General features: G+C 70.0%; 12 protein-coding genes and 1 pseudogene. 7 read left to right on the top strand and 6 right to left on the bottom strand.

Annotation, left to right across the window (positions count from 1 at the left end; genetic code table 11):
• Positions 1-184: pseudogene (locus Q2100_RS19830) on the bottom strand (adenylate/guanylate cyclase domain-containing protein); the annotation flags it as partial.
• Between the two features lie 268 nt (positions 185-452).
• Between Q2100_RS19830 and Q2100_RS19835 the strand changes: the two are divergent.
• From Q2100_RS19835 to Q2100_RS19845, 3 genes are all read left to right on the top strand, one after another.
• Positions 453-1,517 (top strand): oxygenase MpaB family protein, encoded by a 1,065-nt coding sequence (locus Q2100_RS19835; RefSeq protein WP_264013397.1) that lies wholly within the window; start codon positions 453-455, stop codon positions 1,515-1,517.
• A 23-nt stretch (positions 1,518-1,540) separates the two neighbouring features.
• Positions 1,541-2,791, top strand: a complete 1,251-nt coding sequence (locus Q2100_RS19840) for an acyl-CoA dehydrogenase family protein (RefSeq protein ID WP_302915440.1) — start codon at positions 1,541-1,543, stop codon at positions 2,789-2,791.
• A 70-nt stretch (positions 2,792-2,861) separates the two neighbouring features.
• Positions 2,862-3,641, top strand: a complete 780-nt coding sequence (locus Q2100_RS19845; protein WP_302915441.1) for an SDR family NAD(P)-dependent oxidoreductase — start codon at positions 2,862-2,864, stop codon at positions 3,639-3,641.
• Here Q2100_RS19845 and Q2100_RS19850 read toward each other — a convergent pair.
• The 4 genes from Q2100_RS19850 to infC all read right to left on the bottom strand — a co-directional run bounded on the left by Q2100_RS19850 (position 3,638) and on the right by infC (position 5,750).
• Complete coding sequence (locus Q2100_RS19850; RefSeq protein ID WP_302915442.1) at positions 3,638-4,399, bottom strand: TrmH family RNA methyltransferase; 762 nt, start codon at positions 4,397-4,399, stop codon at positions 3,638-3,640. The genes Q2100_RS19845 and Q2100_RS19850 overlap by 4 nt on opposite strands.
• Positions 4,400-4,459: 60 nt before the next feature.
• Positions 4,460-4,852: a 50S ribosomal protein L20 gene (gene rplT / locus Q2100_RS19855; RefSeq protein WP_264013400.1), complete on the bottom strand. Its 393-nt coding sequence runs from the start codon at positions 4,850-4,852 to the stop codon at positions 4,460-4,462.
• A gap of 63 nt (positions 4,853-4,915) precedes the next feature.
• A complete protein-coding gene (gene rpmI, locus Q2100_RS19860; RefSeq protein ID WP_264013401.1) occupies positions 4,916-5,110 on the bottom strand; it encodes a 50S ribosomal protein L35 in 195 nt (64 codons plus the stop codon).
• Positions 5,111-5,135: 25 nt separating this feature from the next.
• Positions 5,136-5,750, bottom strand: coding sequence for a translation initiation factor IF-3 (gene infC / locus Q2100_RS19865; RefSeq protein ID WP_302915447.1), 615 nt, complete (start codon positions 5,748-5,750; stop codon positions 5,136-5,138).
• Between the two features lie 220 nt (positions 5,751-5,970).
• Between infC and Q2100_RS19870 the strand changes: the two genes are divergently transcribed.
• The 4 genes from Q2100_RS19870 to Q2100_RS19885 all read left to right on the top strand — a co-directional run bounded on the left by Q2100_RS19870 (position 5,971) and on the right by Q2100_RS19885 (position 12,612).
• Positions 5,971-6,333, top strand: a complete 363-nt coding sequence (locus tag Q2100_RS19870) for a DUF1844 domain-containing protein (RefSeq protein WP_264013402.1) — start codon at positions 5,971-5,973, stop codon at positions 6,331-6,333.
• A 45-nt stretch (positions 6,334-6,378) separates the two neighbouring features.
• Positions 6,379-9,690, top strand: coding sequence for a bifunctional lysylphosphatidylglycerol synthetase/lysine--tRNA ligase LysX (lysX, locus tag Q2100_RS19875; RefSeq protein ID WP_302915443.1), 3,312 nt, complete (start codon positions 6,379-6,381; stop codon positions 9,688-9,690).
• Between the two features lie 81 nt (positions 9,691-9,771).
• Entirely contained in the window at positions 9,772-11,208 is a 1,437-nt protein-coding gene (locus tag Q2100_RS19880) for an FAD/NAD(P)-binding protein (protein ID WP_302915444.1), read from the top strand.
• A gap of 48 nt (positions 11,209-11,256) precedes the next feature.
• On the top strand, positions 11,257-12,612 hold the full coding sequence (locus Q2100_RS19885) for an alpha/beta hydrolase (protein WP_302915445.1): 1,356 nt from the start codon (positions 11,257-11,259) through the stop codon (positions 12,610-12,612).
• 1 nt (position 12,613) lies between these two features.
• Here Q2100_RS19885 and Q2100_RS19890 read toward each other — a convergent pair.
• Positions 12,614-13,469: hypothetical protein (locus Q2100_RS19890; RefSeq protein ID WP_302915446.1), on the bottom strand; the 856-nt coding region annotated here is incomplete at its 5' end.

Genomic DNA, 13,469 nt, shown 5'->3' on the forward strand with positions numbered 1-13,469 from the left:
CACCGAACTCCGGATCGCCGGGCAGCGCGCGCCGGGCGCGCTTCACGACGTTGATGAGGCCCGGGCTGTGGTTGGTCCTGCGCAGCCATCCGCGCGGTCCCGAACTGCCGTCCGATGAGGGATCGGGCACCTGTTCGATCTCACCGTTTCGGCCGGATCGTTCCTCGAACGATTCGACATTCACGGCGCCAGCCTAGGTGCCGGTTTCGGAGCCCGGCAATCGACCGAAGGCGAAACGCCGGGCCACTATGCGCACGATCGTTGCGGGGGCGCGGCGGCCGGCGAGCCCCACCGCACGCCGGTCACCTGGGCGAAGCGGCTGGTCACGGCCGTGCGCCGAGTCGATAGCGGCTGTGTCACAGGGTTCTTCGACGCCTGCGTCAATCATCGACAACGGACGTTGTCAGCACTATCGTGTGGACATACCGTGGGTTTGGAGTCAGCGAGGACAGATGGCCACGACACCGGACGATCTCGGCGGCAGCTCCGGCACCGCCCGCCTGCACCGTCGCGCCACGGCACCCGAACCCCTGGGTCCCGAGTCGCTGACCTGGAAGTATTTCGGCGACCTGCGCACCGGAATGCTCGGCGTGTGGATCGGCGCCATCCAGAACATGTATCCCGAGCTCGGCGCCGGCGTGGAAGACCACTCGGTGCTGCTGCGCGAGCCGCTGCAGCGCGTGGCGCGTTCGGTCTACCCGATCATGGGCGTCGTCTACGACGGCCCGCGCGCCACCCAGACCGGTGAGCAGATCAAGGGCTACCACACCACCATCAAGGGCATCGACGGCGACGGCCGCCGCTACCACGCCCTCAATCCCGAGACGTTCTACTGGGCGCACGCCACCTTCTTCATGCTGATCATCAAGACCGCCGAGTACTTCTGCGGCGGGCTCACCGAAGCCGAGAAGCGCCAGCTCTTCGCCGAGCACGTGCAGTGGTACTCGATGTACGGCATGAGCATGCGACCGGTCCCGGAGACCTGGGAGGACTTCTGCGAGTACTGGGACCGCAAGTGCCGCGAAGAGCTCGAGATCAACAAGGCCACCCTGGACATCTTCGACATCCGGATCCCCAAGCCGCGGTTCGTGCTGATGCCGACGCCGCTGTGGGACCAGCTGTTCAGGCCGATGGTGGCGGGGCAGCGCTGGATCGCCGCGGGACTGTTCGACCCCGCGGTCCGGGAGAAGGCGGGCATGCGGTGGACGCCCGGCGACGAGGTGGTGCTGCGGTTGTTCGGGAAGCTGGTCGAGCTGGCGTTCGTCGCGGTGCCCGACGAGATCCGGCTGCATCCGCGCGCGTTGGCCGCCTACCGGCGGGCCCAGGGCCGGCTGCCCGACGACGCGCCCCTGGTCGAGGCCCCGGCGTTCATGGGACCGCCGCGTGACCGGCGCGGGCTGCCGATGCATTACGTGCCGCGTGGCAAGACGATCCTGGACCGGGCCGGCTCGCTGGTGCACACCACGTTCTCACTCGCCGGTCTCCGCCCGGCCCGCGCCCGCCGCACGGCGGCCTGAGCCACCTCTGGGAGACTGACGCCATGCTGGATTGGTCAGACGTGGACATCGCCGTGCGCGACGCGGTTCGGGAGTTCGTCGATAAGGAGATCCGTCCGCACGTCGACGCGCTGGAGAGCGGCGAGATGGAGCCGTATCCGATCATCCGGAAGTTGTTCGCGGCGTTCGGGATCGACGCGATGGCGCGTGAATCGCTGGACAAGCGGCTGGCGCGGCTGCGCGACGGCGGCGGTGACGGTGGCGGCGGAAGCGCCTCGGGCGGGATGTTCGGCGGCGGCCCCGACCAGGCGGGTATGGGCTTCGTACTGGTCAGCGAACTGTGCCGGGTCTGCATGGGCATCGTCGCGGGAATGGGCGTGAGCCTTGGCCTGACGGTGCCGACCATCATGAGCCGGGGCACGCCCGCGCAGCAGGAGCGGTGGCTGCCCGGCCTGGTCACCTACGAGAAGGTCGGCGCGTGGGCGATCACCGAACCCGATTCGGGTTCGGATGCGTTCGGCGGCATGAAGTCCTATGTGGTGCGCGATGGCGACGACTACATCCTCAACGGGCAGAAGACCTTCATCACCAACGGCCCCGACGCCGACGTGGTGGTCGTCTACGCCAAGCTCGACGAGGGCGACCCGAGCGTGAGCAAGCGCGACCGCAAGGTGCTGACGTTCGTGCTCGACCGCGGTATGGAGGGCTTCGTCCAGTCGAAACCGTTCCGCAAGATGGGCATTCACAGCTCGCGCACCGGTGAGCTGTTCTTCAACAACGTCCGCCTCGGCCGCGACCGGCTGCTCGGCGAGAGCGACGGCACCGGAGGCGACGTCTCCGATTCCAGAGCCAGCGCCCGGTCGAACTTCTCCGCCGAACGCATCGGTGTGGCCGCGATGGCCCTCGGCGTCATCGAGGAGTGCCTGCGGCTGTGCGTGGACTACGCCAAGACCCGCACCCTGTGGGGTCAGGAGATCGGGCAGTTCCAGCTCATCCAGCTGAAACTGGCGAGCATGGAGGTCGCCCGGATCAACGTGCGCAACATGCTGTTCCGCGTCATCGAGGCCGCGCAGACCGGCACGCCGATCTCGTTGGCGGAGGCCTCGGCCATCAAGTGGTACTGCTCGCAGGCCGCCACCGACGTCGCGATGGAGGCCGTTCAGGTGTTCGGCGGCAACGGCTACATGACCGAGTACCGGGTGGAGCAGCTGGCGCGTGACGCGAAGTCGCTGATGATCTACGCGGGAAGCAACGAGGTGCAGATCACCCACGTGGCGCGCGGGCTGCTGGCGTAGTCCTGCCGCCGTACCCCCGCGGACGCGCGAAGGGCTAGCCTGGTCCCACCGACGACCGCAGGAGCGCCAGGTGGACCTCAGCAACGACACCGCACTGATCACCGGCGCGAGCGGAGGCATCGGCGAGGAGTTCGCCGTCCAGCTCGCACGCCGCGGCACCGACCTCGTGCTCGTCGCGCGGCGGGCGGACAAACTCGCCGCGCTGCGCGACACGCTGCTGGCGGCCCATCCGGACCTGACGGTCGACGTGGTCGCGGTCGACCTGTCCGAGCCGGGCTCGGGCGCCGAACTCGAGGCGAAGGTCCGCGAACTCGGCCGGACGGTCGACGTGCTGATCAACAACGCGGGCGTCGGCCTGCACGGGGCGTTCGCCGGCCAGCCGCCCGAGCCGAACGCCGCCCAGATCCAGTTGAACTGCGGCACGTTGGTCGATCTCACCGCGCGCTTCCTGCCCGCGATGACGCAGCGCGGCCACGGTGTGGTGGTCAACGTGGCGTCCACCGCGGCGTTCCAGCCGACGCCCGGGATGGCCGTCTACGGCGCGACGAAGGCGTTCGTGCTGTCGTACACCGAGGCGCTGTGGCAGGAGTGCAAGGGCACCGGTGTCCGGGTGCTGGCGCTGTGTCCCGGCGCGACGGAGACCGAGTTCTTCGCCCGCACCGGCGAGGAGTTCCTCACCAGCGGCAGGCAGACCTCCAAGCAGGTGGTGGACACCGCGATGTCCGCGCTGGACAAGTCCTCTCCGACCGTGGTGTCCGGTTGGAAGAACTCACTTCTCGCAACCGGGTACCGGTTCACGCCCCGGACGCTGATGCTGCAGGTGTCCGAGCGGCTGCTGAAGTCGAACTAGCGGGCCCGGGCGAGCGCCCGCGCGCTCTGGTACAGGCAAATCGACGCCGCCGACGCCACGTTGAGGCTCTCGGCATTGCCCGGCATCGGGATGTGCACCCGGTGGTCGGCCAGCGCGGCCAGTTCGGCGGGCAGTCCGTGCGCTTCGGGGCCGAACAGCCACGCGGTCGGCGCGGTCAGGGCGGCGTCGAGTTCGGGCGCGTCGAGGCCGAGCTCGCCGTCGACGGTGGTGGCCAGCACCTGCAGCCCGGCGGTGGTCAACTCCCCCACCACGGCGACGGCGTCGGGATCCGAGATCACCGGGATGGTGAAGATGCTGCCGGCCGAGGCGCGCAGGCACTTGCCGTTGTACGGATCGACGCTGTGCCCGGCGAGCACCACCGCGTCGGCGCCCATCGCGTCGGCGAGGCGGATCAGCGTGCCGGCGTTGCCGGGCTCGGAGATCTCGACCGGTACCGCTACCAGCCGCGGCCCGTCGGCCAGCACGTCGGCGAGGGTCACGGTGGGCAGCTCGCACACCGCGACCAGTCCCACCGGGGTGACGGTGTCCGACAACGCCTTCGCCGCACGATCGGTGACCAGGTGCACTGGCGCGCCATTCAGCAGGTCGCCGAAGCGCTCCGCCGCGGACTCCGTCGCGAACACCTCGGAAACCACTCCGCGCCGCAACGCTGACTCGACCAGGTTGGGTCCCTCGGCGAGAAAACGTGCGGCGCGGCGGCGTCCGACGTGTCGGTGCAGTTTGATCGCTGCCGCCACCCGGGCGGAGCGTTCGGTCAGACCCGACATCTTCCCGGGTCGCTTCGCTCCTGCCCTCCGCTAAGCGGCCTCTCCGGCCGACGGCGCGTTGACGTCCTCCGGCAACGCGGCCCTGGCCACCTCGACCAGCGCGGTGAACGCGGCCGGATCGCTGATGGCGATCTCGGAGAGGTTCTTGCGGTCCACCTCGACGCCGGCGGCCTTGAGGCCCTGGATCAACCGGTTGTAGGTGATGTCGTTGGCGCGTGCGGCGGCGTTGATGCGCGAGATCCACAGCTTGCGGAACTCGCCCTTGCGGGCGCGGCGGTCGCGGTAGGCGTAGTTCAGCGAATGCAGCTGCTGTTCCTTGGCCTTCCGGTACAGGCGTGACCGCTGTCCGCGGTAGCCCTTGGATGCTGCCAGGATTGTGCGCCGCTTCTTCTGGGCGTTGACTGCGCGCTTAACGCGTGCCATGGGTGATTCCTATTCTCGTACGGGCTGGGAAGTGTCGGGACGACCTGGAGTGCGTTGGCGCACTCAGCCGTTCAGCATCTTGTTGATGCGCTTGGTGTCGTTCGCGGCCACGGTGGTGCGGCCCTCCAGCCGGCGGGTGCGCTTGCTCGACTTGTGCTCGAGAAGGTGCCTGCGGTTGGCCTTCTCACGCATGATCTTGCCGGTCCCGGTGCGGCGGAATCGCTTTGATGCACCACTGTGGGTCTTGGCCTTGGGCATGTCGTCCTCGGTTTCTCGTGTCGGATCAGGTGGGGTTGGGCGGCTCGGCCGGCTCGGCGCTCGCGCGCTGCGCGGCAGGAGCATCGGCGTCGTGCGCCGCCTTGGCGCGGGTCTTCGCGCCGCGGTGCGGTGCCAGCACCATCGTCATGTTGCGGCCGTCCTGCTTGGCCGACGTCTCGACGAAGCCGTAGTCGGCGACGTCGGCGCCGAGGCGCTGCAGCAGTCGGTAGCCCAGTTCGGGCCGGGACTGCTCACGTCCGCGGAACATGATGGTCACCTTGACCTTGGACCCCGCCTCGAGGAAGCGGACGACGTGACCCTTCTTGGTCTCGTAGTCGTGCGGGTCGATCTTGGGACGCAGCTTCTGTTCCTTGACGACGGTCTGCTGCTGGTTCTTGCGAGACTCGCGCGCCTTCTGAGCCGTCTCGTACTTGAACTTGCCGTAGTCCATGATCTTGCACACCGGCGGTTTGGCGTCCGGGGCAACTTCGACAAGGTCGAGATCGGCGTCCGCGGCGACGCGGAGGGCGTCTTCGATGCGCACGATGCCCACCTGCTCACCGCCCGGTCCGATCAGGCGGACCTCAGGTACGCGGATGCGCTCGTTGACGCGGGTCTCAGTGCTGATGGGGCCTCCTATAGTTGTCTACCTATGAGGAGCCCACGCCATCAGCGCCTCTGCCCGTGAGACAGAGAAAGCCCTGCTGGTAGCAGGGCCCATGCCGACCAGAACAGACATCTACCGATGTCCGACCGGACCGCTGAGCCTTCGGATACTTCCGTGGCCAACGGTGGGAGTGGGACTCCACTTGCTGTCCCTGGCCTGAGCCGGGACGGTCGCGCATGCGAGTCTAGCAGGCATGACCGAGTTTCCTGCATTCGACGACGGGGCGGCCACACCGCCGGTCCGCGAGCTCGCCGAGATCCCCGCCGTCGAGGTGATCACGAGGTCGGCCGTGATGCTGATGAGTGCGGCGGCCGAGAAGCTCGGGCTGTCCGCCGAGGACCCCGACGACAGCCCGCACCGCGACCTCGACGAGGCGCGCCGGCTGATCACCGCGCTCGCCGGGCTGGTGACGGCGTCGGCCGAATACCTCGGTCCGCACGCCGGACCGGTCCGCGACGGGCTGAAGTCCCTCCAGTTGGCGTTTCGCGAAGCCAGTGCGGCACCCGAGGAACCGGGCCACGGTCCGGGCGAGAAATACACCGGCCCCGTCTGGTAGTTTCTGCCACCCATTTGCCGGAGTGAGCGCATATCCTCGCGGCCTATGACCCTCACCAATCCGCCGAGGGCGCGGTCGACCACCCGATATCCCTGGGTTCCCGCCGCCGCCGGCTGGACCGTCGGAATCATTGCCACACTGTCGCTGTTGGCCAGCGTCTCGCCCCTGGTGCGGTGGATCATCAGGGTCCCGCGCGAGTTCGTCAACGACTACATCTTCAACTTCCCGGACACCAGCTTCGCGTGGGCGTTCGTGCTGGCGTTGCTGGCCGCCGCGCTGGCGGCCCGCAAACGCATCGCGTGGTGGGTGCTGCTGCTCTACATGGTCGCCGCGGTCGGCTGGAACGTCGTGGACCTGCTGACCGGCGACGAGTCGGTCATCGAGGAGATCGGCGAGGTGATCGGCCTGGCCTTCCACGTCGCCGCGATCGCCTTCCTGCTGCTGGCCCGCCCCGAATTCTGGGCCCGGGTCCGGCGGGCGGCGCTGGTCAAGGCCGTCGGAACGCTGGTCGCCGGTATGGCGCTGGGCATCCTGGTGGGCTGGGCGCTGGTGGAACTGTTCCCCGGCACCCTCGAACGGGACTACCGGCTGGCCTACGCCGCCAACCGGGTGGTGGCCTTCGCCGGCGTCGACTCCGCGGCGTTCGAGGGCCAGCACCCCCACGTCCTCGTCAACGCGGTGCTCGGCCTGTTCGGCGCGCTGGCGCTGATGGCCGCCGCGGTGGTGCTGTTCCAGTCGCAACGTGCGGACAACGCGCTGACCGGCGAGGACGAGTCGGCGATCCGGGGGCTGCTCGAGCTGTACGGGAAGAACGACTCGCTGGGGTACTTCGCCACCCGCCGCGACAAGTCGGTGGTGTTCGCGCCCAACGGCCGCGCCGCGATCACCTACCGCGTCGAGGTCGGGGTGTGCCTGGCCAGTGGCGATCCCGTCGGCGATCCCAAGGCCTGGCCGCAGGTCATCGCCGCCTGGCTGCAGCTGTGCCAGACCTACGGCTGGGCGCCGGGCGTGATGGGCGCCAGCTTCACCGGAGCCGCGGCCTACCGCGAGGCGGGCCTCAACGCGTTGCAGCTCGGCGACGAGGCGATCCTGCACCCGGACAGTTTCCGGCTGTCCGGACCCGACATGCGCGCGGTGCGGCAGGCCGTCACCCGGGCCCGCCGTGCCGGCGCGTCGGTGCGCATCCGCCGCCACCGCGACCTCAGCGCCGAGGAGATGGCCGAGGTGATCACCCGCGCGGACGCGTGGCGCGACACCGAGAGCGAACGCGGATTCTCGATGGCGCTCGGCCGGCTCGGCGACCCCGCGGACCGTGACTGCCTGCTCGTCGAGACGGTGCAGGGTCCCGAGCAACACGTGGTGGCGATGCTCTCACTGGTGCCGTGGGGCACCACCGGGGTGTCGCTGGATCTGATGCGCCGCTCCCCGACGTCGCCCAACGGCACCATCGAGCTGATGGTCAGCGAGCTGTGCATGCAGGCCGAGGGCATCGGCGTCACCCGGATCTCGCTGAACTTCGCGATGTTCCGGTCGGCCTTCGAGCAGGGCGCACAGCTGGGTGCCGGACCGGTGGCCCGGTTGTGGCGCTGGCTGCTGGTGTTCTTCTCCCGGTGGTGGCAGCTCGAGACGCTGTACCGCTCCAACATGAAGTACCAACCCGAGTGGGTGCCGCGCTTCGCCTGCTACGAGGACGCCCGGCTCGTCCCACGGGTGGGCGTCGCCTCGGTGATCGCCGAGGGCTTCCTGGTGCTGCCCTTCTCCCGGCGGAACAAGCAGCACACCGGCCACCACGTGTCGGCGCCCGACGCCCTGATGGCCAGCGGACTGCTGCACCACGACGGCAGCGCCCCCGACGTCTCCGGACTGCAGGCCGACATGGCCGACGAGGCCGCGGGCCCTCGGCTGCCGGAGCAGGTCCGGGTGCGGATGGCGAAGCTGAAGGCGCTGCAGGACAGCGGTATCGACGCCTACCCGGTGGGCCAGGCGCCGAGCCACACGGTGGCCCAGGCGAACGACGCCGCCGACGACACCGCCGTGTCGGTGGCGGGCCGGGTGCTCCGCATGCGCGACTACGGCGGCGTGCTGTTCGCCCAGTTGCGCGACTGGTCCGGCGAAGTGCAACTGCTGCTGGACAATTCGGAGCTGGAGGAGGGGACGTCGGCCGACTTCACCGCCGCCCTCGATCTGGGCGACCTCATCGAGGTGTCCGGCGTGATCGGCTACAGCCGCAAGGGCGTGCGGTCACTGCTGGTTCACCGGTGGCGGCTGATCGGCAAATGCCTTCGCCCGCTGCCGGACAAGTGGAAGGGCCTGACCGACCAGGAGGCCCGCGTCCGCGCCCGCTACGTCGACCTGGCCGTCAACACCGAGGCGCGCGACCTGATCAAGGCGCGCAGCGGTGTGCTGCACGCCATCCGGGACACGCTGTACCACAAGGGTTTCCTCGAGGTCGAGACGCCGATCCTGCAGCAGATCCACGGCGGCGCCAACGCGCGGCCCTTCATGACCCACATCAACGCCTACGACCTCGATCTGTATCTGCGGATCGCCCCGGAGCTGTACCTCAAACGACTGTGCGTCGGCGGCGTCGAGCGGGTCTTCGAACTCGGCCGGGCGTTCCGCAACGAGGGCGTCGACTTCAGCCACAACCCCGAGTTCACGCTGCTCGAGGCGTACCAGGCGCACGCGGACTACAACGTGTGGATCGACGGCTGCCGCGAGCTCATCCAGAACGCCGCCCTGGCCGCCAACGGCGAGCAGGTGTTCCTGCGGCCCCGTGACGACGGCACGCTCGCCCCGGTCGACATCTCCGGTGAGTGGGCGGTCAAGACGGTGCACGGCGCGGTGTCGGAGGCACTGGGCGAACACGTCGACATCGACACCGACCTGCCGACCCTGCGCCGGTTGTGCGACGCGGCGCACATCCCCTACCTGACCCACTGGGACGCCGGCGCCGTGGTGCTCGAGATGTACGAGCACCTCGTCGAGGACCGCACCGAGCAGCCGACGTTCTACAAGGACTTCCCGACGTCGGTGTCGCCGCTGACCCGCCCGCACCGCAGCATCCCCGGCGTGGCGGAGCGATGGGACCTCGTCGCGTGGGGTGTCGAGCTGGGCACCGCGTACAGCGAACTGACCGATCCGGTGGAACAGCGCAGGCGGCTGCAGGAACAGTCGCTGCTGGCCTCGGGCGGCGACCCGGAGGCCATGGAACTCGACGAGGACTTCCTGCAGGCGATGGAGTACGCGATGCCGCCGACCGGCGGCCTCGGCATGGGCGTCGACCGGGTGGTGATGCTGATCACCGGGCGCAGCATCCGCGAGACGTTGCCCTTCCCGCTGGCCAAACCCCGGTAGGGCGGCCGCGCCATCGCTGCACTTCCGATCACGGGCACCCAAACCCGTGACAACACGGAGGCGAGGCCGTCAGCTACCTGCATGCGCACCGACTCCGCCGCACGGCAGCAGCCCGCCCGCGTCGTGGTCGTCGGCGGAGGTTTCAGCGGGACGATGACCGCGGTGAACCTGGCGCGGCTCGGCGACGTTCCGCTGGACCTCACGGTGGTCAACGAGCGCGAACCCGTCGGACGCGGCATCGCCTACCGGCGGCGCCGCCCCGAGTACCTGCTCAACGTCGCGGCGCGCAACATGTCGGCGTTCCCCGACGAACCCGACCACTTCCTGCGCTGGGTCAGCGCGCAACCGCAGTTCGAAGCGGTGCCGCAGATCGACCTGCGCGAGCGGTTCATCCCCAGGCAGACCTACGGTGACTATCTGCGCGCCCTGACCCAGCGCCACCTGAGCACCGGCCCGGCGCCGGCGAGACTGGTCGTCGGGACCGTGGTCGACGTCGAACCCGGCGACCTGGGCTGCCTCGTCCGCCTCGCCGACGGATCGGCGATCGAGGCCGACCGCGTCGTGCTGGCCACCGGCAACGAGACACCGGCCGCCCTGCCCGGCGCAGAGAGCCTCACCGGCCATCCCGCCTGGGTCGGTGACCCGTGGCAGGCATGGGAGGAGCGGCTGCCCGAGCGGAACTCGGCCGTCGTGGTGCTCGGGACCGGCCTGACCGCCGTCGACGCGATCATCACCCTGCGGACCATCGGCTGGCGCGGCGACATCCACGCCGTGTCGAGGCACGGCTGGCTGCCGCACGGCCACTTCCGCGGCATCGAGTACCCCGAGTTCCCGCCACCGGACGTCGACCTGACCACGCTGGGCCTGGACCGGCTGGTCGCCCTGGTCCGCGCGCACTGTGCGGAACTGCACGAGCGCAACGCCCACCCGGCGATCATCGTCGACAAGCTGCGCGCACAGACCCAGCGCATCTGGAGCAGCTTCAGCACGGCGGAGCGCCTTGCGTTCGCGCAGCACCACGCAGCGCGGTGGAATGTGTTCCGCCACCGCATCTCCCCCGACATCCACGCTCAGCTGACGCATCTGCAGCTGACCGGGCAGCTGCGGGTGCGTGCCGCCGGGATCGAGAAGCTCGAGGATGACGGCGCGCACATCCGCGTGCATCTGGCCGACGGCGAGACGATCACCGGGGACGTGGTCATCAACGCCACCGGACCGTCGACCAAGCTGACGGGCACCGGCTCGGTGCTGCTGCAGAACCTTCTGCGCCGCGGCCTGATCGCGCCGGACGCGACGAACATGGGAGTGGCCGTGGACCACGACCACACCGCGTTGACCGCCGACGGCGACCGGTCGGCGTGGCTGCTGGCGCTGGGCCCGCTGCTGCGCGGCACGTACTGGGAGACGGTAGCGGTGCCCGAGTTGCGCGGGCAGGCGCGACGGGTCGCGGAGACCATCCTCGACCGTCCGCGGGCCGACGAGGTGGAGGGGCCGGCGCAGCTGGAGTACATGGTCTGAACCGTCTGACAGCGGACCCACAGCGGCCCTCAAGGATGGTCGGCCACGATGGCAGCCGTGACCCTGGCCGAATCCCTGCGCCACAACCTGTCATTGATGCACGGGTGGATCCCGGTGACGGTGCAGATCCTCGCGGGCCTGGCGTTGCTCGCGGCGGTGATCCGGCGATCGCGGCGGTGGCAGCTGACCTGGCTACCCTGGGCGGCGTTCGTCGGGGTCGCCCTCGCGGTGTGCGCGTACTGGTACGTGGCGGCCGAGGGACTGGCCGGGGAACCCGCGCCGCAGACACTGTGGCTGTGGACCGGCCTGTCGGGCGCGGCGATCGCGGTGCTCGTCACCGGCTGGCGCGCCACCCGGTTCTGGCAGCGCGGGGTGGCGGTGCTCGCGGTGCCGCTGTGCGCCCTTTCCGCGGCACTCGCCCTCAACCTGTGGGTGGGGTACTTCCCGACCGTCGGGGTGGCGTGGAACCAGTTGACCGCGGGCCCGCTGCCCGACCAGACCGATCAGGTGACCGTCGCGGCGATGCAGCGGCAGGGCAGGATCCCGGCAACGGGCACCGTCGTACCCGTCGACATCGCCGACACCGCTTCGGGTTTCCGGCACCGCGGCGAACTGGTCTACCTGCCGCCGGCCTGGTACGCCAGCAATCCCCCGCCACCGCTGCCGACGGTGATGATGATCGGCGGCGAGTTCAACACGCCCGCCGACTGGCTGCGCGCGGGCGACGCGGTGAAGACCGTGGACGACTACGCCGCGGCGCACCGGGGGTTCGCGCCGGTGCTCGTGTTCGTCGATTCCGGAGGCACGTTCAACAACGACACCGAATGCGTGAACGGCAGCCGCGGCAACGCCGCCGACCACCTGACCAAGGACGTCGTGCCCTACATGGAGCGCACTTTCGGGGTGAGCGCCGACCGCACCCGGTGGGGCATCGTTGGCTGGTCGATGGGCGGCACGTGCGCCGTCGACCTCAGCGTCATGCATCCCGAGATGTTCAGCGCGTTCGAGGACATCGCGGGCGACCTCGGGCCGAATGCGGGAGACCGGCAGCAGACCATCGCGCGGTTGTTCGGCGGCAACGCGGCGGCGTGGGCCGACTGGGATCCCACCACGGTGATGACCCGGCACGGCGGCTACACCGACGTGGCGGGCTGGTTCGACATCAACACCGCGGCCAATGATCAATTGGCGGCTGCGAATTCGTTGTGCGGCCTGGGCACGGCGCACGGCATCGCGTGTGCGGTACACGTCCAGCCCGGCAAGCACGACTGGCCGTTCGCCGCACAGGCCTTCTCGATCGCCCTGCCGTGGCTGGCCGGTCAACTCGAGACACCTGCGTCGGCGCCGTCGCCCCTGCCCGCGGTGGCGACCGGCGTGCCGCACGCGCAGCCCGTCGCCCGCTGACCTAGTAGTCCGCCTCGGCCGTGAGGATCTCGGCGAGGAACGCGTCATCGCCGGGCTGCGCCAGCCGTCGCCGGGCCACCGCCCTGGCCCGGTCCCGGGTCTCCCGCGACTCGTTCGCCGCCACGGTCGGGCCACCTGCCCCCACCGACACCACCGTCGGCTGCCAGTCGTGGTCCCACGCCGCACCGGCGGACAATCCGGTGCCGGTGCCGTCGTACAGCGGCACCGTCGCGTGGCCGTCCGCGTCGAGCGCACCCGTGCCCGACACGGGCCCCGACGACACGCGCACCGGCAGGCCCGCCGGAGAGGCCGCTCCCAGCAGCGCGGTCTGCACCTCGGCACGAACCTGCTCGGCCGGTGGTCCGTCGCTGCTCACACTCCAATACACCGCGTCCTCGGCCGCGTCGAAGACACCGGGCGGCACCGCACTCCAGACGATCGGGCCGACACCACGGGCGATCACACCTGTGCCCGCACCACGGGCGTCGGCACCGGCCACCAGAGCGTAATCGTCGCGGCCGCCCGCGGGCACCGCGATGTCCGCGGCGGGCAACGGCCATTCGAGTCCCGCCACTCCGAGGTCCTCGGCGAGTTCGGCGCAGCGGGCCACGATGTCGAGCACCCGCGGGTCGCCCTGGCGCGCCAGCGCGGCGAGCTCGCCGACGTGGGGCGCCAGCAGTTCGGCGGCGTCGGAGTCGACGGTGTCATCGGTGAAATAGTCCTCGGTCGCCGCGGTGAGCAGGGCGATCTCGGCGTCGAGCAGCGCACGGTCGAGGCCGGCGATCCCGTCGAGCCTGCTGGCCGGCCACCACCGGCGCAGCCAGTGCCCCACCGCCAACCGCCGCAACGGCGCCACC

Source organism: Mycolicibacterium arseniciresistens (genome assembly GCF_030519285.1).
GTDB lineage: Bacteria > Actinomycetota > Actinomycetes > Mycobacteriales > Mycobacteriaceae > Mycobacterium > Mycobacterium arseniciresistens.

Excerpts from the sequence above, each read along its gene's own strand:
- Q2100_RS19835 (WP_264013397.1), top strand. The coding sequence starts at position 453 with ATGGCCACGACACCGGACGATCTCGGCGGCAGCTCCGGCACCGCCCGC.
- Q2100_RS19840 (WP_302915440.1), top strand. The coding sequence starts at position 1,541 with ATGCTGGATTGGTCAGACGTGGACATCGCCGTGCGCGACGCGGTTCGG.
- rplT (WP_264013400.1), bottom strand. The coding sequence starts at position 4,852 with ATGGCACGCGTTAAGCGCGCAGTCAACGCCCAGAAGAAGCGGCGCACA.
- rpmI (WP_264013401.1), bottom strand. The coding sequence starts at position 5,110 with ATGCCCAAGGCCAAGACCCACAGTGGTGCATCAAAGCGATTCCGCCGC.
- Q2100_RS19870 (WP_264013402.1), top strand. The coding sequence starts at position 5,971 with ATGACCGAGTTTCCTGCATTCGACGACGGGGCGGCCACACCGCCGGTC.
- lysX (WP_302915443.1), top strand. The coding sequence starts at position 6,379 with ATGACCCTCACCAATCCGCCGAGGGCGCGGTCGACCACCCGATATCCC.
- Q2100_RS19880 (WP_302915444.1), top strand. The coding sequence starts at position 9,772 with ATGCGCACCGACTCCGCCGCACGGCAGCAGCCCGCCCGCGTCGTGGTC.
- Q2100_RS19885 (WP_302915445.1), top strand. The coding sequence starts at position 11,257 with ATGGCAGCCGTGACCCTGGCCGAATCCCTGCGCCACAACCTGTCATTG.